At 46.4% G+C, this 25,912-nt stretch carries 21 protein-coding genes and 1 pseudogene; 9 read left to right on the forward strand and 13 right to left on the reverse strand.

From position 1 onward, the window contains the following. Window positions 1-33 precede the first annotated feature (33 nt). Entirely contained in the window at window positions 34-387 is a 354-nt protein-coding gene (locus ACPAOP_RS16645; protein ID WP_423680251.1) for a carboxymuconolactone decarboxylase family protein, read from the reverse strand. A gap of 340 nt (window positions 388-727) precedes the next feature. After that, entirely contained in the window at window positions 728-3,796 is a 3,069-nt protein-coding gene (locus tag ACPAOP_RS16650; RefSeq protein ID WP_423680250.1) for a Tn3 family transposase, read from the reverse strand. A 288-nt stretch (window positions 3,797-4,084) separates the two neighbouring features. On the opposite strand from ACPAOP_RS16650, the gene ACPAOP_RS16655 reads away from it, so the two are divergent. Beyond that, window positions 4,085-5,092 carry an ISL3 family transposase gene (locus ACPAOP_RS16655; RefSeq protein ID WP_423710036.1) on the forward strand — a complete coding sequence of 336 codons (1,008 nt, stop codon included), beginning with the start codon at window positions 4,085-4,087 and terminating at the stop codon, window positions 5,090-5,092. 210 nt (window positions 5,093-5,302) lie between these two features. After that, window positions 5,303-5,542: a hypothetical protein gene (locus ACPAOP_RS16660; protein WP_423708757.1), complete on the forward strand. Its 240-nt coding sequence runs from the start codon at window positions 5,303-5,305 to the stop codon at window positions 5,540-5,542. Between the two features lie 54 nt (window positions 5,543-5,596). On the opposite strand, the gene ACPAOP_RS16665 is transcribed toward ACPAOP_RS16660, so the two are convergent. Together ACPAOP_RS16665 and ACPAOP_RS16670 are read right to left on the reverse strand one after the other, a co-directional pair. After that, window positions 5,597-5,995 carry an MbcA/ParS/Xre antitoxin family protein gene (locus ACPAOP_RS16665; RefSeq protein ID WP_423680247.1) on the reverse strand — a complete coding sequence of 133 codons (399 nt, stop codon included), beginning with the start codon at window positions 5,993-5,995 and terminating at the stop codon, window positions 5,597-5,599. Window positions 5,996-6,088: 93 nt separating this feature from the next. Continuing rightward, a pseudogene (locus ACPAOP_RS16670) lies at window positions 6,089-7,173 on the reverse strand (IS3 family transposase). A 248-nt stretch (window positions 7,174-7,421) separates the two neighbouring features. Between ACPAOP_RS16670 and ACPAOP_RS16675 the strand changes: the two are divergent. Together ACPAOP_RS16675 and ACPAOP_RS16680 are read left to right on the forward strand one after the other, a co-directional pair. After that, a complete protein-coding gene (locus ACPAOP_RS16675) occupies window positions 7,422-8,714 on the forward strand; it encodes a type II toxin-antitoxin system HipA family toxin (RefSeq protein ID WP_423708758.1) in 1,293 nt (430 codons plus the stop codon). Further along, window positions 8,715-8,996, forward strand: coding sequence for a helix-turn-helix domain-containing protein (locus ACPAOP_RS16680; RefSeq protein ID WP_423680245.1), 282 nt, complete (start codon window positions 8,715-8,717; stop codon window positions 8,994-8,996). A gap of 67 nt (window positions 8,997-9,063) precedes the next feature. Here the strand turns inward: ACPAOP_RS16680 and ACPAOP_RS16685 are convergent, their stop codons facing one another. The 3 genes from ACPAOP_RS16685 to ACPAOP_RS16695 form a co-directional block, all read right to left on the reverse strand. Next, on the reverse strand, window positions 9,064-9,306 hold the full coding sequence (locus ACPAOP_RS16685; RefSeq protein ID WP_423680244.1) for a hypothetical protein: 243 nt from the start codon (window positions 9,304-9,306) through the stop codon (window positions 9,064-9,066). Window positions 9,307-9,569: 263 nt separating this feature from the next. Next, window positions 9,570-11,981, reverse strand: coding sequence for a VIT and vWA domain-containing protein (locus ACPAOP_RS16690; RefSeq protein WP_423708759.1), 2,412 nt, complete (start codon window positions 11,979-11,981; stop codon window positions 9,570-9,572). A gap of 75 nt (window positions 11,982-12,056) precedes the next feature. After that, a complete protein-coding gene (locus tag ACPAOP_RS16695; protein WP_423708760.1) occupies window positions 12,057-12,479 on the reverse strand; it encodes a MerR family transcriptional regulator in 423 nt (140 codons plus the stop codon). A 75-nt stretch (window positions 12,480-12,554) separates the two neighbouring features. Here ACPAOP_RS16695 and ACPAOP_RS16700 point away from each other — a divergent pair, with 75 nt between their 5' ends. The 3 genes from ACPAOP_RS16700 (at window position 12,555) to ACPAOP_RS16710 (ending at window position 13,910) form a co-directional block, all read left to right on the forward strand. Continuing rightward, window positions 12,555-12,974 carry a hypothetical protein gene (locus ACPAOP_RS16700; protein WP_423708761.1) on the forward strand — a complete coding sequence of 140 codons (420 nt, stop codon included), beginning with the start codon at window positions 12,555-12,557 and terminating at the stop codon, window positions 12,972-12,974. Window positions 12,975-12,980: 6 nt separating this feature from the next. Then, window positions 12,981-13,316 (forward strand): hypothetical protein, encoded by a 336-nt coding sequence (locus tag ACPAOP_RS16705; protein WP_423708762.1) that lies wholly within the window; start codon window positions 12,981-12,983, stop codon window positions 13,314-13,316. Window positions 13,317-13,580: 264 nt separating this feature from the next. Next, a complete protein-coding gene (locus ACPAOP_RS16710) occupies window positions 13,581-13,910 on the forward strand; it encodes a hypothetical protein (protein ID WP_423708763.1) in 330 nt (109 codons plus the stop codon). Window positions 13,911-14,145: 235 nt separating this feature from the next. On the opposite strand, the gene ACPAOP_RS16715 is transcribed toward ACPAOP_RS16710, so the two are convergent. The 6 genes from ACPAOP_RS16715 to hsdR form a co-directional block, all read right to left on the reverse strand. Then, on the reverse strand, window positions 14,146-15,219 hold the full coding sequence (locus tag ACPAOP_RS16715) for a dsDNA nuclease domain-containing protein (protein WP_423708764.1): 1,074 nt from the start codon (window positions 15,217-15,219) through the stop codon (window positions 14,146-14,148). A gap of 413 nt (window positions 15,220-15,632) precedes the next feature. After that, complete coding sequence (locus tag ACPAOP_RS16720) at window positions 15,633-16,634, reverse strand: DUF5655 domain-containing protein (protein WP_423708765.1); 1,002 nt, start codon at window positions 16,632-16,634, stop codon at window positions 15,633-15,635. Next, window positions 16,631-18,091 (reverse strand): restriction endonuclease subunit S, encoded by a 1,461-nt coding sequence (locus ACPAOP_RS16725; RefSeq protein WP_423708766.1) that lies wholly within the window; start codon window positions 18,089-18,091, stop codon window positions 16,631-16,633. The genes ACPAOP_RS16720 and ACPAOP_RS16725 overlap by 4 nt, the downstream gene beginning before the upstream one ends. Next, complete coding sequence (locus ACPAOP_RS16730) at window positions 18,088-19,545, reverse strand: N-6 DNA methylase (protein WP_423708767.1); 1,458 nt, start codon at window positions 19,543-19,545, stop codon at window positions 18,088-18,090. Before ACPAOP_RS16730 ends, ACPAOP_RS16725 begins: the two co-directional genes overlap by 4 nt. A 55-nt stretch (window positions 19,546-19,600) precedes the next feature. Continuing rightward, entirely contained in the window at window positions 19,601-20,761 is a 1,161-nt protein-coding gene (locus ACPAOP_RS16735; RefSeq protein WP_423708768.1) for a Fic family protein, read from the reverse strand. A gap of 117 nt (window positions 20,762-20,878) precedes the next feature. Then, a complete protein-coding gene (hsdR, locus tag ACPAOP_RS16740) occupies window positions 20,879-24,367 on the reverse strand; it encodes a type I restriction-modification system endonuclease (protein ID WP_423708769.1) in 3,489 nt (1,162 codons plus the stop codon). A 748-nt stretch (window positions 24,368-25,115) separates the two neighbouring features. Between hsdR and ACPAOP_RS16745 the strand changes: the two genes are divergently transcribed. Then, entirely contained in the window at window positions 25,116-25,565 is a 450-nt protein-coding gene (locus tag ACPAOP_RS16745; RefSeq protein WP_423708770.1) for a hypothetical protein, read from the forward strand. Continuing rightward, complete coding sequence (locus tag ACPAOP_RS16750) at window positions 25,565-25,900, forward strand: hypothetical protein (protein WP_423708771.1); 336 nt, start codon at window positions 25,565-25,567, stop codon at window positions 25,898-25,900. Before ACPAOP_RS16745 ends, ACPAOP_RS16750 begins: the two co-directional genes overlap by 1 nt. The last annotated feature ends 12 nt before the right edge of the window (window positions 25,901-25,912 follow it).

Raw genomic sequence — 25,912 nt, forward strand, 5'->3', positions numbered from 1 at the left:
TTGATTCACTACTCTGTTTTGTTAGCCTCTTTATTAACTTACGGTGGGCGTCGACATCTGCTCGAATGCGGTCAAAGCATCCGCCGCATACATTAATGATGGCCCACCACCCATATAGACTGTCATTCCTAGCATTTCTTCAAACTCAGCACGACTCACGCCTAGTTTAATTAAAGCCTGCACATGAAAGCCGATGCAGCCATCACAATGGGCCGCAATGCCGAGGGCAAGTGCGATTAATTCCTTAGTCTTTTTATCCAAAGCGCCATCCTTGCTTGCTGCTTGTGCCAGCATCGAGAAGGCTTTCATGACATCCGGCGTATCTGTCCGCAATGTCGCTAATGATGCAGAAATTGACTTTGTAATATCTTGAAAATTCTTATCCATAAATTGCTCCTTAATTGATGTTGGTGACGTCATTATGTCTCAACAGTAAATAAAAGCGGTCAGCCATTTCGCTGATATTGAGGCATCGCAAACTGCTAAATAATCTCATCAAAAATCACTTGAAAAGGCTGCTCACTCTGTTAAGATAGTAATCGATTACTTACTTTAATTAAAGATATTTACCAATAAAGGGTGCGTCTAAACAAACGGAGCTAAAGTTCCACAGAAATGATAAATCAGCCGTTTTTTAAGGTCGGCAGACATATTCTATCCACCGACCATCAGATCGTTGATTGTAGCGCCTTTTAAGAGGTTGATTTTTTTGTGCAGGCTCAAATTTTCAACCTCCATTTGGTGTCAAATTTCTTGGCGCAGTCAATCCAACCGAATCAACCATTCGATCATCTGAGAAATCAAATTCGCCATGCAAATTGAAATGCTGCCAAGTGACCACTGAACCGTTGCGAATCGCTTCAATCAATTCCGCTTTGCGCGCCTCATCTGATTCATCCTCCAAAGCGCGCGTCAGAAAAAGATAGTTCCAACAGATGATCGCATTCTTGATCAACCGCCTGCAACCCTCTGCGATTTCCTGATCTTCTTTTTCACTTTGAATGAACTCATGATTGTGGCCAAAGGAAATCGCCTTGGCAAATTTGTGTGATCCTTCAACTTTGTTGAGCTGCTTTTCGATCGATTGTCTAAGCATCGGATCGTCAACGTATTTTAAAATAAAAATTGATTTCGGTAGCTTACCAAATTCCTTTAATGCCTGGTACAAGGGATGTTGTCTGGAATAAGAATTTAGTCGTTTAAAAAGTTGTGATGCGGTTGCTACTTTTAACCGAATGGTCGCAATGAAGCGCAGAATTTCATCCCACTGTGGCTCAATTATCGTTTCACGAATCGCACGGTGCGGTAGCAGCGCGGCATATCCTTTATCCTCGTAAAATTTACGATTCTTGAACGCATATAGACGTTGTCGACCGATGCCCTTGATACGTGGCGCGAACATGGTGTTCAACAAATAGGTCGATCCAAAGATCACTTCTGAATAACCATGCGTGTCCGTGGAATGAATGTCACTCTTGATGACATCATTGCGCATCAGACCATCGATCACGTAAGCTGCTTCGCGCTCGGCGGAAGTGATGACGGTAGAGTGCCATAGCAAGTGGCGCATGTCGATGAAGCTTATGACACTCACACCTTTATCTTTTCCAAAATATTTGAATGAGTAGTTGGTATTCAAGGAGTCGACAGCGACTTCAAATTTTTGCCCATCGCTCGAGGTATGCAACACGTCTGCTTGTTGTCGATAAAGATTGGGTAATTCCATCTTATCGACAAACTGCAAAATACGATCATTGGCACTATGAATATTAGTCGAAGTAAAGTACCAATTGACTGCAGTATCAAGTTCATTCTCGTTAATTTGTTTGGAGATTTGCGCAAGCTTTCTGTGACCGATGTCGCATCCATAGCCGATGATACCGGCGAAGAAGACTTTCTTTTGGGGCTTGGCTGGTTGATGCTTTGGTTGCCAGTGTTCGAATTCATCGAGAAAGCCTGTTGTTTGATCTACCGTTGCCAATACTTCGAGCAAAGAAATGTATTTGCGTTCTGGGAAAAAGGTAGAAAGAGAAAGTGCTTCTGTCTCCTCAAGCTTCGGTGTGCTGATCTGAAAGCTGCCATCCGGGCGAAGACTGAGCAGTGGATTGTCGCCGGCAGAAAAATGCCTATTCGTTTCCTCATACTGGGCGTCGAGCGCCTCATTAAGTTCCTGTAACGTGGCTCCGCAATCAACGAATTGTTCCAACTGCGCACGGCGTATATAGGTTTCGCGGTTCGCGTCCCAATCGGACTTCGCAATCAGGTAGTCATCCAAAGAACGGTACTTCTCAGAGTGCACCAAGTTTAAGGTGCCGGATTTGATCGCATCGGCGATCGCAATATAAAGCAGTACTTTATAGAGCGAGATCCGAAATTTTCCGTCAACTCCGACGACTGCTGCCCGCTCTTCGTAAGAAAGAAAATTGGTGGGTGCATGCTTATCGATGGCACCTGCATTGCCTTGGTAATGCAGTACGGCCGCAAATAATTCTGGCTTGCGGCAATGCGAATCAAATTGCACTTTGCGCACAATTTCCGCAATGCGATTTTGCAGCTTCAACGATTGCTGTTCAAGAAGCACGTAATAGTCCTGTCCATGATGAATGGTAGCCATGTTCTGTTTGAAGTCATTGATCTGTTGCTCAACCGGTGCTTCTCTTGGTGTCTTCAAAGATAGCATCGTGTCGATAGCGATGACTTTCTGGCTGTCCGTTAATGCATCATCGGCGATGATATGTCTGATCGCCGATACGGTTCCGATGATGGTCTGTCCAAGGCGATCTGCGAGCGTGAAGAATTTTTGCTCGCGCTGTTCTCGGTCTTGATAGTACGATTCTTTATGTGCTTTCTCAGCGATGTTACGAGCCGACTGCACTGTGAACAACAAGGTGTCAATCAGCGTGTCATGCAATTTATAGGTCTGAAAAATAATGAATGCGATCAAATGCAAATAGCGATCTTCCGCCGAACGGCGAGAGACTTGCGGCACTTGAAATTTGATCACAGAATAGGCGTAATGACGAACACACTCATAACGCAAGGAAAGTGAATCGATGATCGGTTTCAAATCAAGATAAAATGCGAGCAAGGTTCCAAAGTCGTTTAGATTAGCTTTGATTTTCGAAGGCTGCGTCGACTGAAATGGCTTCTTCAATAACGTGAGCGAATAACATCGACTATCATCTGTGCCGTACTTAGTCTCTTTCAACAGAAGAGAATCGAGTTTCTGGCGCTGTGACTCGGTAAGACTAGCGGTAATAATGTGCCCTAGCTCACGCTGATAATCGTTGATCGCTGCGACAATTAGATCGGCGAGAATGGCGTAGCTAGGCATTGCAATTTTTTTGGTGGTTAGCTGTTCGATGATTTCCAGGAGAACTAATTTTGGTCGGAATTGAACGCGCACCATCATCGCGATTTCGTTCGCTGTGAATACTTTCGCGGCATCGTCAAAAGCACTACAACCGAAATAACGTAAGATCAAATTTTGGTGCCGAAGATAGGTTACTTTGCTATAAGCTTCAGGCAGAATATCGCTTGGATTTAGGCCAATTTGTTTGGCGACGAATTCGATGTCCGCTTGGTGGAATTGTCGTGCGAAAAATTTTCGGCGCGCTTTAAAATAGCCTGCGGTTACGATGAAGCAAACCTTGTTGGTCGGCGTTCGCATCCCTTCCATCAGATCAGTGAACATGAGAGGTGCAAAAAAGAAATTATAGCGCTCAGTATTATTAAATACAGGTGGAGAATCGAAGGCCGCCTGCTCCAAGGCATTAAAAATAGTCATTCTTGGCATTGGAGACCTCTCGTGAAATGAAAAATGCGGGCGGGCATTCTATCCTGAATAACCGACTGCAATTCGAGAGGCGATATGCTGGAATGGTTGATAAAGCGCTGGAGCCGTGCGTCGCGGCCATAAATAATCGCGATTTAAGTGCTGGGGAGGGGGCGAGAGATCGGCCTGTCAGAACGCGCTACATTCAACGATTTGATGGTCGAGGGATAGAATATGTCAACGGACTTTAAAAAACGGCTGATTTATCATTTCTGTGGAACTTTAGCTCCGTTTGTTTAGACGGACCCCATCTTCCGTGATTATGTTGCTGAACTCGAAAAGACAATCAAGTTCGATACGCCAAAGTGGTTGGGCATTGATGAAATTTACCTCATCAAACCGCGCTGCGTCATCACGAACATTCAAAACCGCACGATCGTTGATATGCTGGTCAATCGCAATAAAGACACAGTAGCGAAGTATCTGTTTAGACTTGAAGAGCGAAAGAATATTCAATACGTCGCGATGGACATGTGGCAACCGTACAAAGAAGCCGTCAGGGCGGTGCTGCCGGATGCCCGGATCGTCGTTGATAAATTCCACGTCGTGCGTATGGCGAATGTGGCAATGGAAAGCGTACGCAAGGCGACACGCGCTGAACTAACACTCAAACAGCGCCGTGGTCTGATGCATGACCGGTTCGTGCTGCTCAAGCGCGAACACGACCTGAACGACAAAGAAGCGTTGCTGCTATCCGGCTGGACATCAAACTACCCACTGCTAGGCATGGCGCACAGGCTCAAAGAAGAATTCTATGGCATTTGGGATGCGCCAGATCACTACGAAGCGCTACAAGCCTATAAAGACTGGACGCGATCCATCCCGACTGAGCTTGAACCGCACTTCCAGCCTATTCTGACCGCATTCAACAACTGGCTACCGGAGATTATGGGTTACTTTGAGCATCCCATTACCAATGCCTACACCGAAAGCTTAAACAACCTGGTGCGCGTCATGAATCGCAGTGGCCGTGGTTATAGCTTTGAAGCACTACGTGCCAAAATGCTGTTCACGGAAGGATTGCACAAACATAAGCAGTCACGGCCTAAGTTTGAAAAACGGCCAGTGAAAGAGAAAATTCAGATCGAAAACGATGAACTGATGCTCATCCCGTCACTTGCTGCGTATAGCATGTCGGCACCAGCTAAACCATTGCAACTGCACCAGCCTAAACCACCCAAGCCGTACGTACCAGAAAAGAACTATGGGGTGGATATGGAGTCGTTGATTGCGATGCTGGAGAGAGGTGAGATTTGAAGTGCGTCAACACGGGAATGAAATGGAGTAAGGATTCATATTTACACCATTTCAATCATAAAATCCGCATACCCTTAAACTCTATAAATTGTTCAATGAGATGTTTAATTTTGAATTTTTTTGTAATTCTAAGAAACTAAGTCTTTTGAACTCTGCGCGTTATAAGTTATTTTTACCGTTATCTCACACCTATGTCTGAAGGAGTTAAGCATGGATGACCACAAAAATCCGTCAAATCTCGCACCAATTGCAGCGTGGGCCGGACATGGGCTGAGGCCGCCAGAAGGCTATAACAGCTTTTTGGAATATGCGGTGGCGACGATGGATACGAGAAGCTTGGAGTTGAAAGATATTTTTTCGGATGAGAACAACCGCCCCTCTCGGGAAGATTTCAGGCAAGCAGTGAAAGCAGAATTTGACGCAATTTGCAACAAAATTAAAGATTTATAGTGCGTTATCTCCTGCACTATCCTTGCTTCTAGTGAATGCACACCATTGGATCATTCATCCTGTCCGAATAGCATCGAGGTATTGCCGTACCACGAACAAGTCGGACACATTGCCAGACAACATTCTGGCCAAGGCAGACTCTCCTCCGAATATAGCTTCTACGTTTGGCTTTGAAATCCATTCGTCAGCTGCTTTAGGATCTGGCAATAGAATCTGCAGTGCTTTGTATATTCCTAAAATGTAAGAAATACGCTCCAGTGTATCTCGGCTGAGATTGGCAGCAGACGGATTGCGTTTCCAGTTATCAAAATTGGAGCGACTTGGCGAACCCAGTAAAATCATCTCCTGATCACTCTTCAACTTCCATGCGGATGCGATGTTGAAAAAGGTCTTGAGACCAATAGCAGATAATTGTTGTGCTTCTGGTTTTGGATTAACTGCAGTTGTGCTCATAGAAAGATCCATATTTGTTCTTTATATTTATTCTAGTAGATATTTGGATATTGAATCGCCACGAGTTCCCTAGACACTCGCCAGCCGTTCAAATTATTGTTTTTCATAATTCATCGGTGATAGCTGCTTGCTGAAACTATGCCGACGTTTCGGATTGTAGAACATCTCAATGTAATCAAAGATATCACGCTTCGCCTTTTCCCTTGTTTCATACACTTTTCTGCGTATCCGCTCGCGCTTGAGTAACTGGAAAAAACTTTCAGCCACCGCGTTGTCATGACAGTTTCCATGACGGCTCATACTCTGTTTCAGGTTGTGTGCTTTGAGGAAATTCTGCCAATCATAGCTGCTGAATTGACTTCCCTGATCTGAATGCACCATCACGGTTTGTTTGGGTTGACGCCGCCAGACTGCTATCAGTAAGGCATTCAACGCCAGCTCACGGTCGATACGCGAACCCATCGACCAGCCGATGACCTGTCGCGAGAACAAGTCCAGTACTACCGCGAGATACAGCCAGCCTTCATGGGTGCGAATATAGGTGATGTCGGTGACCCACACGCGATTCGGTTCGGTCGGTGCAAACTGTCTTTGCAGATGATTGGGCGCATGCACCGAAACTGGGCCGCTACGGGCGCGTGGACGGCGATGGTAGCCAGTCTGCGAACGCAGATGTGCCTGACGCATCAGTCGGTGTACACGATTGACGCCGCAGACTTCACCCAGCTCACGCAAGTCTTGCCAGACTTTGCGATAGCCATAGACAGAGCCGCTTTCCAGCCAGGATTGTTTCACTTGTCCTAGCAAGCACTGGTCTTCGATGTGTCGTTCTGACTCTGGCGTGTGCAGCCAGGCGTAATAACCGCTCGGGTGAATTTCCATCACTTTGCACAGTCGGCGCACTGGATAGCCGGACTGGTGTGCTTGCACGAACGCCTTTTAAGATATCGCGCTCCTCGCTGACCCGTTTCAATTCGGCTTTGAGGCGGCGGAGTTCGGCTGGCTGGTCATCGGCTGCTTTGCGTTCGGCTGGCGGTGCGCTAAAGCGTTTTACCCACTGATAGAGGCTATGGGAACTGACATCGAGTCGCTGCCACATCCGTGACCGCATGGCCGCGCTCAGTAACTTGTTTGACTGCCTCAATTTTAAATTCGTCGGTATATCGTTTGTTGTTCATCACTTCTCCTGTTGGCCTAAATTATAGGCTGGAGAGTGTCTACATTACTCGTGGCGATTCAACTCTCCTACCGCAGATCAGGAAAGTTTCACAGCGAAATCAATACAGCCAGGTCAATCTGGCCATGCAATTGCAAACATAGTCTCGACTAAGTAACAAAATTATTTGTGGACAGAGAGCATAAATACACACTTTAGTAGCATATATAAATCCATTGCATTACATATTTATACCACTATAATGTGCAAATGGAATTAAATGACTGCACTATACAAATTTTTATCGAGAATGCCTGGCATGACGCGGCAGTACTTGAGCTGACCGGAGATTCAGCCTTTGGCATGAAGGCATCGACCTATTTGGTTTATCTGCAAGAGTACATCCTGAAACATTGGGAAAAATGCGATGCAAGTGCGCTTTCAGTCAATATGCCAGTTAATCTGGATTCTTATGCCTTGAATTCGTGGCCGGCGTTTCTGATTGATTTACTTCCACAAGGCTTTGGACGAATTGAATTATTGAAACAGCTTCATAAAGACATAACGGCTGGTTCTGCTGCCGATTGGGCACTGCTTTGTTCGGGTGCAGGAAATCCTATTGGTAATCTCCGAATTAAAGAGGCACATAGTTGGGCTTCGGAGAGAACATCTGGCTTGCCTCGTGGATTTACCCTTGATGAAGTTGCGTCCAGAGCCGGCGAGTTTAATGAATATCTGGCACAACACGGTTTGTTTTTAGCGGGCTCCTCAGGTGTTCAAGGCGAATGGCCGAAAATTTTACTGACCAGAGCACATGATGGACTGCTTTATCTTGATCACACACTCGCTGACGATCAGGCAGAACAACATTACATCGTAAAGTTTGGACGTGGCACCGATCCATCCCTGGCAAATATTTTGCGTTTGGAAGCCCCCTACATGCGACTGGCAAAGTATTTAGGACTGAATGTGTATGCAGAATTGATCTTGCGCGAACGTGCATTGTTCATTCCCCGTTTTGATCGCCAGATTCAGAATGGAAAAGTCATTCGCTTCGGTCAGGAAAGTATTGCTTCTCTCTGTGAAATCACAGGATTTTCTGGGCTACCGAATCACAACCAGATTTGCCAGAAACTGAGCAAAGTCGTCACGGAACCCGAAAAAACCATTATTGAATATATCAAGCGAGATATCGCCAATATCGTTTTGGGGAACAAGGACAACCACGCGAGGAACACCGCAATACAACGAGGCATAGATGGTCACATTGGATTGACGCCTTTATTTGATTTTGCACCTATGTGGCTGCATCCAGACGGTATTGCCAGACGTATTCGGTGGCAATCCGATGATGGCGGGCTGCCAAACTGGAGAAGTGTGATTCAGCAAGCCAGTGAAGCAACAAACCTCGATATCTCAACACTCAAGTCCGGCGTACAAGCCATGGCTGCGCCAATGTCTACGTTACGCAATTATGCGAAAGAATGTGGGATAGAAGAAGAAATGTTGCATCCATTTGAAAACACCTTGAAAAACGTGCGTACGCAGTTGGAGGATTTGTAAATGGATAAACGCTATAAACCTTTGACTCCGATGGAGGAGCTACAAATTCGTCGCCATTTGCTAGAAGAACTCACCGCAAAACCGACGACCCCTATTCCTGCCGTCATCCGGAAAATACGTACAGGATTACGCTTCACGATTCCCGAATATGCGAAGCTGTGCGGTGTATCTGCCCGAACATTGCAAGATATCGAACGCGGGGAATCAAGTCCGACTTTAATGACAGCAGAAAAACTACTGCATCCGATTGGCATGACACTAGGTGCCGTGAAAAAATTGTAAGCCCATGCCTGTAGCGATGGAGTTCGCTTGGTATTTATACGCTTTCGAATGGAACGATTTGCGTTATTTAGTCCTTAGTTCTGTCTAAAATATCTAGCGCAAATGTATTCAGTAATGCCTCACGATCGTGGTGATCAGCAACCATATTTGATGAAGCATCGGCTATCGCTTCGAGCAAGATAGAAATGGTCTCGGCTGAGTCCGGCTCAGAAAATGATTCTGATTGCATTGATGTGAAAAAGGCAGTAAAGGTTTTTTCCATCATGTTCCTCAATTGCTTGCGCACTTCTGGATGAAACTTTGTTGCCATCAGGCTCTCCTCAGGTTTGTCTAAATTTTTCGTATCTAGGGTAGTTTTTGTCTTGCGTCTGCGGTTAATAATTCACTTCATTCCGCAGTAGTATGGAAATTTAATTAGGGATGGGAGATATCACTGAGCAAATCACGGAAGTATTCATTCGGCGTTTCCCTCCCTTTTTACTGAACGGACAAAATCACGGTCGTCGTGATTTTGTCCATCGTTTCGTTATCCGGCAATCGAATGAACAACAATTGTGTCGATTAAACAAGGATTTAATCATCAACAAAATCATTAAACTCCACCGGCCATTGTTGTGGCTTAGCTCCTTTCAACAGGAGCTGTATTTCTCCGACGATCTTCATATCGACATCTGGACTGATATTCTGAGGTAAAAGCTGTTCGTTTTTCTTGAAGAATCGCTTGAAGATTGAACGGGTATCTGCTTTCTTTTTTGCTTGTTCTGGCATAACGCGGCAGACATTCATCGACGCCACAGCACGGATGAAACTGGCCACGACGATACTTTCGGTCGCCCACGGAAATTCAGGCATGACGACGAACTCCAACCATTCAATCAGGCTTTCGCTCAGATCAATATGACGCAGATCATCAAAGCAGATCGGCCAATTTCTTTCCGGTGTTGTGTCTAATAAGGTCAACAACCCCAATGGCGATAATTTTTCTTTTCCTTGCAGCGTTGATCCGGCCACAGCGTCATCCTCATCCACTGATTCAGGCGCTGTTACTACGTCATCTGGTTTTTTTCGGAGAAAGGCCGGGATATCGTACATTTCCATTCCATTTTCTACCCGGTCGCTGCTTGACGCCAAACGAATCCGGTCGCTGCTCGTCGCCATACGGTACACAGCTGGCTTGCAACTCGCGGAATCGAAAACCAAAGGATCGATCGTTCTCAATCTTGTCTGCCCCATTCCGCTATGGCCAGCCGGTATCATATGTTTCACTTGATAAAGAGCCGGCATGTCACTTGCTTTTTCTGACTCGGGCCGCTCATGAATTAACAGGAAATTAGTTTGCTCCGTGACCAGTTGGTAATCTAATGCGATTTTTTCTGCTTCAGTACTGTTAGGGCCGATCAATGATGACGCATTCAGTCTGGCGTTAGCGGCGACTCTGGATAATTGATGATCGGACGTTGTCGCAGATGACAGATCGATTGTGCCAAGTTCGTCCACCGATGTACTTCCCGCTCGCTGCCCCTGCAGTCGGATAACGCCCTCAGGCTTTTGCTCAAACAGTGCAAACACATGATACGTATCTCCTTCAAACACACTGCTTGTGCTTTCCGAGGTCCAGACCGGGGTGCAGTTTTCCGGCCAGACACAGCGTACATTGTCGACATGCGGTGACCGTAAGCGGTTAAACATCCGCAGAACTGCTGGCTCGACTGCCTCGCTGGTGGCAACAAAGTCACATGCGCCTTTGGTTGCATCCGCAAGCCGACGCAAATGGCTCTCAGCTGGACTGTTACCCACACCTACAATGAATAAACGGTGTCCTGATTTTTCAGCAGCAAGAATGACACTCTGTATATCTGTGATATCCCCATCCGTAATCATCAACACATCACTCCGGACCTTCTCATTCAATTTGAAAGTGGAACTGAGTGCTGCCTCCATTTCGGTACCACCTAAATCCGCCTCAAGTCTTTCTATCCATTGCTGAGCGGCAGCTTTACTTGCGGGGGCTGACTTCCACATCGCACGCGAACGATGTTCTGCATGAGTACCAAAACGACTGAGACTAAAGTGATCACCCTCAGTTAAATTGTCCACAATCGTCTTTAATGAACGACGTGCTGCAGCCATGCTGTCCCCGGCCATTGAGCCGGAACAATCAACCAGAATTTTTACCGAAATATGGGTGTCCGTATTTTGCGTGATCTGAGGGTAAAAGCTGGCAAGCATAACCTGGCGCTCAGGGTTGAGATAATCTGGCCCGGTAGCGACAACAGCATTAGCTGAAAGCTGATCCAATACCAGTACGAAATCTCTATCAAGAGTTCCTTGCCGACTCAGTGATACGTAAGCAGTACCATCCTGGTGTTTCAGCGCGACCAGATGACTGGGTGACGCAATTCGTGCCTGTGCGAGCACGTCGTGCAGCCGGACTTCGATGTCGAAGGGATAGTCAGCCGCCAAAGTATGCCGCGGGATCAGATGTTCAGGAATGTCAGATCTCTTAGGCACATAAGCCTGACTGCCGTCATACCTTGGCGCAATCACAGTTGGGATCAACAAGCGTAAGCCATGTTGTTCAAACTGCAGCGTTTGCGCATAGCGGATAAAGATACTGCAACGCTCTTTTGGTGCAAGATTACCGAGATTCAGGCTGTAACTATCATCGGAATTTTTTTCCAGCATAATTGCTGTATCTCCGGAAGACAGCGCCCCCTCGTACTCCGCTTCAGCCTGCTTTTTACCGACCACCATACCCGTCAGCTTTTTATCTCCAAGAGTCACCTCAACACTCAGCAACACCGCGCCCCACGGCAAAGGGAAGGTATAAATCACTTCAGTATGAGAAGACAGGTGATTGCAAAATTCCTGAGTTACCTGCATATCAAGCATCAGTCCCCGCACATCGCCCGTCATACGAATACGTTCCAATATGAACTCTTTACCACTCGTCGTTGTCAGGCAGGCATGTTGAAGTGTATTCATCTCTTTCCCTTACATACAAATTGATATTTATTGATATTCAGCAGCGCAACAAAACCCTCGGTTAAGGGAAAGAACCTATTTTTTTTCAGTTAAATCAGCGTAGATCTGCATTACACCAAGGGCGAATTCCCTGAGCTGTTCTGGCGTTAAGCCGGCGCGCCCCGGCTCAATCACGATCTCAATACCATCAGCGACAGTCAGATGACTGCGCACTTCGATGCTGCCGGCAACCTGGGGCTTTGCCGGAACAGGCGGATCTTCGCCATGCAAGAGTTCACGAATCCGATCGAGCGAAACTCCCGCAGCAGTCCACTTTTTAACAAGCAGCAGTTGCTCAAGATGATGAGTGTGGTATCTGGCGGCGCGTGTTTCCCCGTGCGGCTTATCCACTAAACCTATCTGCACGTAATAACGCACCGTGCGAACTGGCATATCAGCCAGAACACAAAGATCTGCGAGCGTAAACTCTTCTGACGAGGTAGGAGTCGTTTTATTCATACACAACATTAAAACACTTTAACTGTATATAATCAAGTTTCACAAAACCTACCCGATTTAAGTGAAAGCAATGCGATGAATCAAACCTTGTACCTTGCAGACTTGCTACGCCCCTGGAAACTGCTCACCTTTGCAATAGGTATGAGCTGGCTGATCTGGGGTGCGATTCACTATCAATTCAGCGACTGGGATATCGGCATCTGCTTTGTGATGGGTCTTTCCACGTACCTGAGCGCTCCGTGGTGTATCAGGACAATACTAAAGAATTACAGCGAAAGAAAATTATCATGGTCGATAGTCGGTGCCATTTTTGCCTGGTATTGGTCGGTAGATGGCTGTTACTGGGTTTATCACACACTTCTTGGCAACACCATGATCCGTTATGAAAACCTGCTGGCATCCACAGGCTTGTACTTCAGTTGCGCAATGATCTGGGGATTTAATGGAACACTGGCAGAACTTTGGCGTGCCATCTTGAATGCAAGAATGACGTAAAAAACTATGAACTATTTAAAAAATATATCTAAAGGTGTGATTGTCATCTTCAGCGTGTTTGCTGCGCTGGTAGCGCTTGGCATTGACCAAAAGCGACAAGCAAGCAAAGCGAGTGCGGCGTTTTGCCACTCCGTAGCGATCAACTCATCAGCAAGTGGCATAAAAGAAAAAGCGATCTCTTTCGGCGCAGATCCAAAAATGTCAGTTTACTTTGAGGATGCCAACAATCAGCACAAATTTATTGCTGCATTCCATGGCATTTTTGCTTTTGACAGGAGCATCTGCGAAATCACAATGGAGAATAGTCTTGTGCGATCAGCCAGACAGTGGAAACTGGATTAAATTGTTCAGGTAAAAACTGAGCATTAACACTGAAATTTAACAACATCACCCGATCTCTTTTATGCCGTTTACTCCTTTTCATTTAGGCGCAGGAATTCTCGCCAAATCCGTATCTATTAATACATGCACTGATTGAGGGAGGTTTACAATATCTGCTATTACACAAAGATCCGTTAATGCGAGTTCTGGTTACCAAATGGTGTGTACATTATTTATGCACATCAAGTGACATCGACTATTAAATTAGAACTTATTAAACACAAAATGAACAAAATAGAACGAAAAATCTTGGGGCCCTTAGTGTCGAGAGTTAGACTTTCTCACACGAATGCTTGGTGGGAGTTGAAATATCAGACATACCATAACGGCTTCCAATTGTATTATCCCGCTCAAGATGAATTTGATTATGGTATTAAGTATCAGCTGAATAATTTGTCAGCATCTGATTTCTCATCGCTGGAAAAAGAATTCCAAAAGGCAGAAACCAACAATCCTATCGAACGAGAAAGAATTATTAATTACTACAGTAAAGTAGTAATTGAAGAGTTAATACGTAGAGCTCAAATAGCAGGTTATCGAACTGTAAATTGGTGAAATTTTTAAATTTTAAATAGCTAACAATATTTATTTAAAGTAACTTCCTATAATCTGTACTAGTTGGGACGTGTAAGAAATTCTGTGTGTGCGGGGCCGGGTTTTAGTTAATCGCGTTGGTGAAGCGTTCGCCAAACATGATGGCAAACTGATTGGCCGCCAGCTTCCAAGTGCGCACAATAACGAACGTCCGAACAAAGCCGTTGGTGGCGTACCACCGAAATACAAAAAGGCATTAACAACCCCGTCTTCTACTTCTATCGTCCATTAAAAAGGGGATGATTACCGGCGGCGGCGCTAGCTGTGACAAACGATTGTATGCGCACAATCCGTCCTTTATTCTTGCGGTTACCTTTGGAAAACCGGATGAAAAAATTGGCAATACATTTTCTTTACTACTAAATTTTTCTTCTAGATAGTCAATGAGTCGGCTCTCCACTGCCCTCCGTGGGCGAATGGCCAACAAATATAGCGGGCCGGAACGTTTCCATCCGACCGAGTCAAAATCAGTCTGTCCGATTGGCTTCAATTCCATTGGATTGCTGGTGTGAGCGACTATCAACTCGGCTATCCATGGTATTCGCTCTGTGCTTGGCGACGGCTGTTCAGTTTCCTGTCGCAGGAGTTCCGTCTCATAGAGGCAATTCTTCAATACATCAGCTGTAAGTAAACTTGGTACGTGCAAATCTTTGCATTGATGGTCTTTCACCAACTTCAGCAGCGTCTCCAAGGCACGATCTGGGTCTTCGGCATAAGTAGACAGCCTATCCAAAATGAGACTCTTCCATTCTTGTAACCTGTGGCGGGCCCCAAATGTAAGTTGCCGCACATAGCCAAATGCAGATTTTTCGTTTAATTTCGAAAGTTCACAAAATTCGTTCAACCGATCCTTTGCGGCCTTTGAACCGTTTGCGTTCAACGCGGTGACATCATGAAATTTAATGTTATCGTTCCAGAGCTCTTCCAGATCACCGAATCCATGAGGGCAAATAAGTTCTACCGTGTCTCCTGCATTCAATTTTAATTGCTGAACAATCTTCTCAAGTTCCCCCTTCTGCTGCAGAGATTTCATGTTCCATGTCGTCATACCTTCCGCAGTCATCTTTATCTGTACAAATCTCTTACGCCCTGTACGATAGCTCACAATTACATCGTCCACGTGAAGTTCATTTTCACTCTCCGGCAATCCAGTAGACTCTACCTCGACCGATAGAAGATCGCTGTCCCTGAGAAGCTCCAGGGTATAGTACAACGCCACATAATCTTGAAATCGATACCCACGTTGTGCTGACACTCCAGGCGCAGACATTTTTCACCTCCAAAAACGATCGCAATAATAATTATGAAATTTAACGTAAAACCAAGGTATTGGCATCACCATATAGAGTCCATTCCGTTGGAAGCCGTGTGGTAACCATATGTAAGCATAGTGTCAAGGACTGCTCCAATTCTGTTCCATAGCAATTTCTATATGACTAATGAGTCGTGTTAAAAGTAAATCGGCATTTATATCTGAACCCTCATATCTAAGTTTGATAACGCATCCAGGTTCGCGCACAGTCCGCTTTTGTGCCGATATCGGCCTCTCAGAACTCTAACTCATCTGACAGTTCGTGTTAGGTCAAGTCTGAGCTAGTGCAATTTAAACACAGAAGCAACCGTTCATAAGCTCACATTCTTAGTCGTTGCTGACTCGCTTTTATATCAGCGTTGGGCAATAAATTAAACCGTTCTTCCCTCATAAGCCAGTTGAACCAGAGGTTTGACTGCTTCAAAATCTTCGGCGCTGCTGATGGGAAGTTCTAAATCACCCGTTCCCCAATGCCCGATATGAGTGACATCACGAGCATTCGCTGGCAAATTGTTTTGTTGGACTGGGTCGAGATGAAGGTAAAGTAAAAAGCGGTTTTTTGTTGGCACGATAGTGGCAAAATTCTTGAGGCGTTTGAAAGCACAATAGAGTTTAAGCTCTTTCCGTTGCACGTCATCCCCCAGTGAGAGCAGGTAATCCTCTAACGAGCTTAACAGATCTTGCTTTGACGCAGACATCTCTGCGAACCATTCTGCATAGCTCTTGTCTTTGCTCTTTGATTTGGCAATATCGGCGACCAGTTCCGTTTCTGTATCTGAATTCACCGGCTCAACTTCTGATCCGCCCTCTTCCAGATTTCTGCTGTTCCGACTACCGGACTGCCGTGCGGAATGCCGTGGGCGTTCAGATGCCAGAGTATTCGCCTGCTCCAGCAACAGCAATTCATGACCGAATAAACGGTAGCGTATCAATTCAATTTGATGGTTGATTTGCTGTACCGCGTGGGCGTCGTAGCGGGTGAAATCTGCGGCAATACAGATGACGCGTGGAACGCTCCAATCAATCGCAGCGGCAGCTACTTGACCTAACTTCTTATGCACCAGCAATTCGAATTCGGCTTTGTGATCCATGAGCCAATCCAGATAAAACAACCCCTGGTTAATCACGTTTTCTGACAAAGAACGTTTGTATTCAAGAATCACTGGGCAATTGTTTTCATCCAACCCCAGTGTATCGATACGACCTGCATGGGTTTTGCCGGTGGAATACTCAGACGCAAGAAAACGGATACTCAGCAAGGTCTGCAGATTATTTTCGATCAGGTTTTGCAAGGATTTTTCCAGCCCGGAATTTTTGTGTTGCAGCTCTCTTGCTTTTCCCTCAGCCAATTGGAATAAATTGATCTCGCTCATGCTGGCATTTGTCCTTGAGTGACTTTGCTGGCTTGAGTGCCGCGCTTGGCACGGGGCGCTTTCTCTTTGCCCGCATTCGCTTGCGCCAGGCGCTGCAATAAGGCGGAAGCAGGCTCATCATTCGGGTCTTGCGGCACCAGTTCGCCTCGGAAGGCTTTGGCAAGAAAGGCCGGTGTGAGCTTATCCGCCGCCGCACTGGCATTGGCCAAGCGGGTTTCGAGGCGGTCGGCAAACGCGAACAGGGTTTCTACGCGGCGCACGATTTCGGTTTGTTCTGCGATTGAAGGTCTTAAAATTTTCAACTCTTTTAAAGCTGGCATATAAATTGTTGTAACAGTTGTCCCTTGTCCTGACATCGATAAAAAATTCCTGCCCGCCATAAACACGTACATTAAAAATTTTGGGAGAAGATTTTCATTACAAACCCAATTTGCAAAATGTTGGGTTGTTGCCATAGGTCTACCCATGATAGTCACATAGCCAAACGAAATATCTCTACAAAAACAAACCGTACCTTTAGGTAATATTCTCGCACTAGAATTATCGATTCCAATTTGGGTGGGCTTATACTTTGTATCGAAAAGCTCACGCCCATCTGCATTACGTATATCTTGCAAACTAATCCAAGGAATATCTCCATTTTCCCAGTATTCCGGGACAGTTTTTCTTGGTGTATGTCCCGACTCCAATTTTGCGAGCTTTGTTAAATTGATCCATTCCCAACCAGATGGAGTATTTCGTTTGTCCGATTCATGAATGACAATTGGAGAGAGGATGGCTTCAATAACGTTAGGTTCATCGATAACCGAAATATTTAATTTACGCCAATCCTCAGTCAACTTACCCGAAGTCGCAGCAGCGAGGACGGATTGGCGGAATCGTTTGAGGATGAGGGGGACGCGGTTCAGGCGTTCGCGGCATGCATCCACGCGCGCGAGCACGGTATCGAGTTTATCGGCGATGCGTTTTTGTTCATCACGAGGTGCAAGTGGTAACGGAATTTCCTTAAAATGTTCCCACTTTAAATTATTTATATTTGTTCCCCGTGCCAAATTTGAGATTGTTCGTCTGTAAAGATCAGACTTTAAAAACAGCCCAAGATATCTCGGATCAATAATTGAATGGGGCCGAAGAGCACCACAAAATGCACCAAATGAAGCATTCAAATTACTTGATACTTGCGCACTTTTACCAACCACTGACAAACTTCCACTGGACATTGCAATAACAACGTCGTTCTTCAGTAGTCTTTGGAGGGGATTGATATTTGCGTCCGGAACGAACACCAAATCTTCCAGTAGAATTTTATTTTCTTGTATGTTATTGGCACGCAGGACAGCCGTATAACCAGCTTCTGAAGCAAATCTCACCTGCTCCTTCTTATAGCTTACCCCCCTTACTGGCTCAGCGATTTCAAGTGCATTAGATTCAACCCACCCCTTCGGCAACCCACTCATCCCACCACCTCTTCACCCAACTCTGCCAAAATCGCCTGTAATTCCGCCACGGCCGCTTCCAGTTCTCCGATTGCTGATTGCGCCAGCACCGCAGGTTCCGGCAAATCGGCGGCATCTTCGGCGCTGTCGTCTTTGAGCCAGGCGATGTCTAAGCTGTCATTCCGTTCTGCGATCCAGGCGCGGCTGAATGCGCGCCAGCGCCCTGCTTCGCCCTCGTCGGTTCTGTTGCTGTTGCCATGCGGGTCGCTGCCATAGGCTTGTTCAAACGCTTCAAAATAAGTCCGGGTGAAAGGCGTGCGCTTGCCAAACTTGGGCATATTGGCGCGCAGGTCGTAGACCCAGACGTTTTGTGTGCTGGCTGTGGCTTTGTTGCTGACTTTGCTGAAAAACAGCACATTGGTTTTGACACCGGCGGCGTAAAAAATGCCAGTGGGCAGACGCAGGATGGTGTGCAGATTGCATTTATCCATCAGGTCACGCCGTATGTCTGCACCGACACCTGCTTCAAATAACACATTGTCTGGCAAGACCACGGCGGCACGGCCACCGTCTTTCAGGCTGCGATAGATATGCTGCAAAAATGCAAGTTGTTTATTACCGGTGCTGAAAGTGAAATCATCACGAGTCGGGCCGCCACCGCCTTTGGCTGTGCCGAATGGTGGATTGCTGAGGATGATGTCGGCCGGTGGCAGCGTCGTGCCCGGTGCGCCCAGCGTATTGCCCAAGTGGATGACGCCCTGCTCATCGCCTTCCATGCCATGCAAGAGGCAATTCATCAGCGCCAGCCTGCGTGTGCCTGAGACCAGCTCCATACCGACGTAAGCATGATTCTTTTGGAAGCTGCGTTGTTTGTCATTGAGCGTGTACAGGTCGTCGGTATTGCTGCGGATATAGGCATCAGCCGCAATCAAAAAGCCTGCGGTACCGGCAGCGGGATCTTGTATGGTTTCACCCGGCTGTGGTTTGATGAGGGTGATGATGCTGTCGATCAAAGGGCGCGGCGTGAAATATTGGCCTGCGCCGGATTTGGTTTCGCTGGCGTTTTTTTCTAACAAGCCTTCATACAAATCACCGAGGCCGTCTTGTTTGGCACTGAACCAATCGATGCTATCCAAGCTTTTGATCAGTTGTTCGAGGTGGCGCGGTTCCTTGAGGCGGGTTTGCGCATCGGCATAAATGGCGCTGATGAGCTGGTCCTCGCTCTTGCTAAGATTGAGCAAAGTTTCGCGGTAATGATTGAGCAAATTCAGTCCTGACAGGCTGGAGATCTTTTGCCAGCGTGCATATTCGGGCAGTTTATGGGTTTGCAGGACGCCGCTTTCGGTGTTCTCATGTTCCATTTTGATGAACAGCAGCAAGACCAACTCGGTCACGTAATCGGAATAGTTGATGCCGTCGTCGCGTAAAACGTCGCACAGGTTCCAGAGTTTTTGCACGATATCGTTATTGTTCATGGTGTGGGTCTTTGTCGATGAATTTTTAGTGTAATGACTTTGTTTGGTATTTTTTTTACTGCGTTTCCTGATTCAGGATGTCGATGTAGGCGCGATAGGCATACACTCGATTGCGTTTTTGGCCTGTGAGTTCGTGCACTATTCCCAGCTCCAGTTGCAGCGCATCGAGTGCCTTGCCTATGGTGGCGGGCGTGAGGCCAGTTGCAGTGACCAGCGCGCCTATGTTGGCAATTGGATGAGCAAACAAGGCATCGAGTATTTGCGTCGCAGAGCCAGACAACCGCCCCAATGCGGCAAGACGCAATTTGTCTTGCGCTAACAGTTGATTCAAGGCTTGGGCTGTTGCGACCGCCTGATTCGCGGTGGCGGCAATCGCATCAACAAAAAATAATAGCCAGGCTTCCCAATCGCCATCGGTACGGACTTGCTGCAGCAAGCGGTAATAGGTGTCGCGATGGCGCTTAAAAAAGACTGACAGGTAGAGCAAAGGCTCTTTCAAAACCCCGGCTTCGACCAATATCAAGGGAATCAGCAAACGGCCGATACGGCCATTACCATCAATAAACGGATGGATGGTTTCAAACTGCACATGGGCTAAGGCAGCTTTTAAAACGGGCGCGGTTTGTTCTGGCACATCGTTAATGAATTGCTCCAAGGCCGCCCAGCAATCGGCAATGTGATTGGCTGGCGGCGGTACGAAGCTCGCTTCGTCGGCGCGATGACCACCTATCCAGACTTGATTGCGACGGAATTCGCCGGGGCCACGTTGCGTGCCTCTGCCGGAAGTCATCAAGGCTTGATGCACTTCTGTGAGTAATCGAAAACTGATGGGATGGCCTTCGCGTATGCGTTGCACCCCCAGGGTCAGTGCATTCACGTAACAAGAGACTTCTTGCACATCATCCATAGGAACGCCGGGTACGCCTTCCATTTCATACAGCATCAAATCACTCAAGGAAGATTGCGTGCCTTCGATTTGCGAAGACATGACGGCTTCTTTGCGGACATAGCTATACAGAAATAATTTCGCATCCGGCAACAAGGTGCTAATCGCATCGAGTCTGCCTAGCGCAATCAGGGCTTCATTGAGTCTGGTTTGAAGCTTGCCGCTGATGTCCAATGCGGGTTGTGGCGGCAGCGGCGCGGGCACAAAGGCCTGACAAGCAATGCCACCAGCGATGGTTGGGGTATAAAAACCGGTGATGCCACGGTGCATGATGAGGAGCTAACTGTGCGTAAAGTAAATTAAGAATAGGCATTATTTTAACTTATCAACAAAGTTAAAATAAGGTGTTTTCTTAATTTAGGTTTGGGAATTGCGCCAATTCATACTTTACGCAGCTTGCGACCAAATGCGGTCAGCCAGCGAACTCAGCACTTCGTCAAGCTGATTATCTAACATCGTATTGAGGCGTTTAGCACCGCCATCACCGCTAAAGGCGTAGTTAACAAATTGGTGATCCAGCACGACTTCATGCACCAGTTGTTTTGCCAATCTGTCGAGCCATTTGCGTTGAACTGGTGTCCAGGCGCGCGAGGCATAAATGCTTTGCATCGCCAATGCCACGCGTTGCTCGAAAGGCAGCAAGGCTTCGCCCAGTGCGGCCTGACGAATATAGCCGATGATGCTGGCGGCAATATCCTGATTGGTTTTATTGCGCCATGCGGTGCGTAAGGTTACTTCGTTGTATTGATGGGTATCGAGCAGCATCTTGACTTCTTTTAGTTGCTCACGCGTCAGGTCTTTGGGCTGATTGACGACAACAGACAGGGCTGCCGATTGGTTCATCTGCTGACGTACAAAATCATTGAAACTTTGCAGATAGTCTTCTGGTTTGTTATATGCGCCATAGCTTTGCTCACGAACCATAAATCGATCCTGATGCTCAGAAATGATAGGCATGTATTCGCTGCCGATTAATTGTTTTACCTCGGCGATATGTTCCAGAATTCGCGCATGTTGTTGCAGAAAATCTGCGGCTGCCTGGGGCCCAATTTGATGCAAATGCCGGTGCAGCTGGCTGGGTGGCACACCCCATTGCTGTTCTAATTGCTCCAGTTTCGCTTTCACAGCTGGTTTGGATTCTGATTGTTTCTGCGCTTTACGTAATACCCGCATGACCTTTTGGCTAATCGCGGCCAAGACATCATGGGCGTGCGTCTGGCCGGGTTCAGCGCCAGGCGCCTCGTAACTGGCTGGCTGATTCAACTCGTCCACCAATTGCTCCAGCGTGATATTGGGGTCTTTGACCAGCGGCTTCATCGTATTCACATCTTGCAAGGCGGCATAGATGCCGACTGGATCGTAAATCTTAAACACGGTTTTGCCAATTTCATCACAGCGACGGGTAGCGCGGCCTATCATCTGCTCATACAGGATACGCGACCGGACGCGGCGCATAAACACGAGGTGACAGATCTTGGGCACGTCGATACCTGTCGTCAGCAGATCAACGGTGATCGCAATGCTGGGGTAATGCTCATTCTTGAATTGCTTGATCAGTTGTGACACTTTGTCGGATGCACCGGTAATTTTGCGCACCGCGGCTTCGTTGTAGTCATCGCCATACACCTCTTTAAAAGCATCATCTAACAAGCGCTTGACCATATCTGCGTGAACATCGGTCGCGCAAAAGATCATGGTTTTTTCATCGCCAAGAGGGTCGATTTCTTTAGCCAACTGGTCGCAGATAACTTTGTTAAACGATTCGGTAATGACGCGTTTATTGAAATTCTCTACATTGAAATTCAATTCGTCTTCAAGTTGTGCGGTTTCGACTTCACCTGTACTGAGATTGATGGCACTGACGGCTTCGCCCTGATCAAAATGTATTCCACTCTGGGTCAGCAAGGTTTCGTAACGGATTGGCGGCTCATGATCGATCAGCCAGTCATCTGCCACTGCTTCACGATAGGAATAGGTAAAGACAGGCTTACCAAAGATATCACTGGTATGTTTGGCAGGTGTCGCGGTAAGACCTACCGTGAACGCATCAAAATAATCCAGCGCCAGTCGGTACGTTGATTGGTATTGGTTTTGATCGCGCACTTGCAATTCGCCTTCGGTCATTTCCTGATCCAAGGTGTAACCGCGGTGCGCTTCATCAACGATGATGCAATCAAATTCATCCACGCCGGGCGGATTATCGGACTGAAAAATACGTTTGACCATCGCTTGTACGGTGGCGACCTGAATGCGCGTTTCTGCCTCCGCCGCCATATCGCCAAGCTCAGCGATGTTATACAGTTTGGATAGAGGAAGATTTTGCTCCAGCGTCGCATCATTGAAGACATCGATTGCTTGCTCGCCCAAGGCGGTGCGATCAACTAAAAACAAGATGCGTTTAAACCGTTCCGCCTTCAAGAAGCGATACATCAAACCAATGATGGTGCGGGTCTTACCGGTACCAGTTGCCATCGCCAATAAGCATTGCTGGCGCTGTGCCTCTAATGCCGCTTCTACTGCTTGTATTGCCTTTTGCTGATAATCGCGTAAGCGTAAATAGCCAAAGCTCTCGTTATGCAACGTCAATTCGGCATGACGAATATCTCTTTGCAAAAGATCGATTAAGCCCTCTGGACGATGAAAATCAACCAAAGGTCTAGCTAGATTTGACGGTTTGCGCACATCACGAAACCAGGTCCCGCAGGATTCCGCGTGTTGCCTTAAGTAAGGGCGACCGTTACACGAATAAACGAAAGGGATCTGAAATAAGCCTTGCTCACCGTCTGGCCAGGCAGTTTGTTGATTCGCCAACTGCCAGGCAGGTTTATGGTCTGCATGAATATGAAAACCACGTGAATACCGTTGGGCTTGAGGAATTTTTCCAGCCACGTTCACATTTTCACGCTTGGCTTCGACAACCGCAATCGGCGTTAAACCTGCAAATAAAACATAGTCAGCAAACTGTTGATTAAGGCAAGGCCACTCTGCAATCGCCTTATTTTTGCCTTTTTCCGGGCGTGCGCCACCGGCATAACTTATTAGCTGCGTGTCTGCATCCCAACCGGCCTGACATAACTGCTGGTCAATTAAGATGCGCGTGAGATCTTCGTTAGGAGAAAAGCTGCGACTGGCTTTCTGAGTACTGGCTTTGATTTGCTGTACTTGTTTGTTGAAAACTGTACTTGTTTTATCCTTCAACTCTTGCTGCAGTTGAAGAATTTGCGCTTGAAACTCTTTTTGTGCCGTCTGTAGTTCTATGTCTTTTTGCTTTGCCAACGCTTCGAATTGCCGTGCCTCGCTATCCATTTGCAAAGCCAGAACAGAAAATTGCTCTTTTTCCTGAGCGATCAACGATGCGAGTTGCTGATTGTTTTCCAATGCTTGCGATTTATCCCCAAGATCAGCTTTCAATACCTCAATCTGGGCTTGTAGCGTTCGCAATTCCGCACTAGGGTCAACAGGTGGAATGAATGGTCCAGGCTTAAATGATTGATCCGCTTTACCAATAGCTTGATGAAACCAAATTGCTAACGCACGAGCGACTTTCAAGCCGTCCATCGCATCTTTATGTTTGGTGTGGAATTGGTGGGTGGCCTTATTACCCTCTATTCGCAAAGTATGAAAAAGCTGGCGTATCTCTTGGGATAATTGAATCTCACGCTGAAGTTTATTCAGCAATTCTGCTTGTGTTGTGAACTCGTCGAATTCCACCCCTGCTCTGGTGGCAAGATCTTGCGCGATTGCCTCACCGAGCTGCCGTAATTTAATCAACGTGGTATTCGGGTCACTTGAGAAAACTAGTTCTGCACTTCTGCCCAACTGCGCCAGCAAAGGAGAATGTCCTGCGAGAAAACAAAAATTGTCTGATTGAGCCACGATGAAATTGTTCTAATTTCTATTGTCAATTACTTTACGTTAATCTATTAAAAATTAAAACAACAATATTTGTCAAAGTGAAAATGACCGACATAAGAGGTTAAATTTTGGTTCTACATTCCTAATCGTTAGCGATACTAAAAAAAAAGAAATCTTAGGGTGTTTTCATGGTCAGATTCAAGAGTTCCGCCAGAAGATCAGCTTTCTGAGGAGTTTTTGCTTCATCTTGTTGATTCTGAGCTTTCTTTCCTCTCGAACCCGCCGCCAGTGTTCATCCATGATAGCGTCAACGGATCGCATTTGGTTGGGGTAGGTGAAGTGCCAGCGGGGGGCATGCAAGGCGGCAAGCTTTTCTTGTTCCTCGATGGCATGTCTAGCGCAACAAGCGCATTGGCAATTATTTTGCATTAGGCTTTTATCTTCTGAATTTAAATACGTAAAACACTGAGTTTAATAAGTGTTTTACGATTGTTTCAAATATTTTTTAACCAATTTCATAACTCTTTTTACAAGCCAATGCAGTACATATCCTGAGCAATCAATGCAAACCCAGAAAAACTAAACCGTTTTGGCGTAACTACCTTGGCAAACGCGCCAAGTCAAAAATGAAAGGGAGTAAAGGGCATAGAGGTGTTCAATGTAAAACTTTGTTTATGCATTCAATTCAATCGAGCACATTTACAAAAAGAACAAAATTATATTTTTATAATGTAATATATTGTATATATTATGTAACATTGTTTCATTCATGAAATTAAAATTATGTCTTTCTGACTTGCTGCGCCCGTGGAAACTCACCACCCTCCTCATCGGAATGGGTTTGTTGATCTGGGGTTCGTTTCATTATCAAGCGAGTGATTGGGACATCGGCATTTGCTTTGTAATGGCCTTTTTCACCTACCTTACAGCACCCTGGTGCCTTCGAACATTCCTCAACGCCTACCATTACCGAAAATTAACATGGCCCGTCCTCGGCGCGCTATTCGCTTGGTACTGGTCGGTCGATGGTTGCTACTGGATTTATCACACCTTGGCTGGTAACGAGATGATCCGTTACGAGAATTTTTTAGCTTCGACAGGTCTTTACTTTGCCTGCGCAGTGATCTGGTTGCACAACGGTACGCTGGTGGAACTCTGGCAGGTAATTCTCCATACCAAAATCACACTCACACATAACAAAAATACCGGCGAGCAGTAATGCGTCTGAAATCAAAAATCCTAAAATCGATGCTCACAATCGCACTGATGTTCATTGCGCTGATTGTGTATGGCAGCTACGACAGCCGCAAGGCACATGAAATGGAAAGGCAGTTTTGCGCTTCAGTGAGCGCGGGGATGCCGATAGCGGGTTTGCAAGAAAAAGCTATTGCAATGGGGGCAGACAAGAGGATGACGAAATTCTATGAAGGTGAAAAACACGAAAGCACCTTCATGGCCGTGTTCCATGGCATTTTTATCTTTGATCGATATATCTGCGAATTTTCAATAACTACTGACAAAGTGAATGCTATAAAAAATTCACACCTTGATTAAATTCAAACAAAT

It is taken from the genome of Undibacterium sp. WLX3042 (genome assembly GCF_049544825.1).
Classification (GTDB): domain Bacteria; phylum Pseudomonadota; class Gammaproteobacteria; order Burkholderiales; family Burkholderiaceae_D; genus Undibacterium.

Excerpts from the sequence above, each read along its gene's own strand:
- ACPAOP_RS16700 (WP_423708761.1), top strand. The coding sequence starts at position 12,555 with ATGAATCAAACCTTGTACCTTGCAGACTTGCTACGCCCCTGGAAACTG.
- ACPAOP_RS16675 (WP_423708758.1), top strand. The coding sequence starts at position 7,422 with ATGGAATTAAATGACTGCACTATACAAATTTTTATCGAGAATGCCTGG.
- ACPAOP_RS16685 (WP_423680244.1), bottom strand. The coding sequence starts at position 9,306 with ATGGCAACAAAGTTTCATCCAGAAGTGCGCAAGCAATTGAGGAACATG.
- ACPAOP_RS16645 (WP_423680251.1), bottom strand. The coding sequence starts at position 387 with ATGGATAAGAATTTTCAAGATATTACAAAGTCAATTTCTGCATCATTA.
- ACPAOP_RS16695 (WP_423708760.1), bottom strand. The coding sequence starts at position 12,479 with ATGAATAAAACGACTCCTACCTCGTCAGAAGAGTTTACGCTCGCAGAT.
- ACPAOP_RS16650 (WP_423680250.1), bottom strand. The coding sequence starts at position 3,796 with ATGCCAAGAATGACTATTTTTAATGCCTTGGAGCAGGCGGCCTTCGAT.
- ACPAOP_RS16710 (WP_423708763.1), top strand. The coding sequence starts at position 13,581 with ATGAACAAAATAGAACGAAAAATCTTGGGGCCCTTAGTGTCGAGAGTT.
- ACPAOP_RS16690 (WP_423708759.1), bottom strand. The coding sequence starts at position 11,981 with ATGAATACACTTCAACATGCCTGCCTGACAACGACGAGTGGTAAAGAG.
- ACPAOP_RS16745 (WP_423708770.1), top strand. The coding sequence starts at position 25,116 with ATGAAATTAAAATTATGTCTTTCTGACTTGCTGCGCCCGTGGAAACTC.
- ACPAOP_RS16750 (WP_423708771.1), top strand. The coding sequence starts at position 25,565 with ATGCGTCTGAAATCAAAAATCCTAAAATCGATGCTCACAATCGCACTG.
- ACPAOP_RS16705 (WP_423708762.1), top strand. The coding sequence starts at position 12,981 with ATGAACTATTTAAAAAATATATCTAAAGGTGTGATTGTCATCTTCAGC.
- ACPAOP_RS16735 (WP_423708768.1), bottom strand. The coding sequence starts at position 20,761 with ATGCACCGTGGCATCACCGGTTTTTATACCCCAACCATCGCTGGTGGC.
- ACPAOP_RS16730 (WP_423708767.1), bottom strand. The coding sequence starts at position 19,545 with ATGAACAATAACGATATCGTGCAAAAACTCTGGAACCTGTGCGACGTT.
- ACPAOP_RS16665 (WP_423680247.1), bottom strand. The coding sequence starts at position 5,995 with ATGAGCACAACTGCAGTTAATCCAAAACCAGAAGCACAACAATTATCT.
- ACPAOP_RS16715 (WP_423708764.1), bottom strand. The coding sequence starts at position 15,219 with ATGTCTGCGCCTGGAGTGTCAGCACAACGTGGGTATCGATTTCAAGAT.
- ACPAOP_RS16680 (WP_423680245.1), top strand. The coding sequence starts at position 8,715 with ATGGATAAACGCTATAAACCTTTGACTCCGATGGAGGAGCTACAAATT.
- ACPAOP_RS16660 (WP_423708757.1), top strand. The coding sequence starts at position 5,303 with ATGGATGACCACAAAAATCCGTCAAATCTCGCACCAATTGCAGCGTGG.
- ACPAOP_RS16725 (WP_423708766.1), bottom strand. The coding sequence starts at position 18,091 with ATGAGTGGGTTGCCGAAGGGGTGGGTTGAATCTAATGCACTTGAAATC.
- ACPAOP_RS16720 (WP_423708765.1), bottom strand. The coding sequence starts at position 16,634 with ATGAGCGAGATCAATTTATTCCAATTGGCTGAGGGAAAAGCAAGAGAG.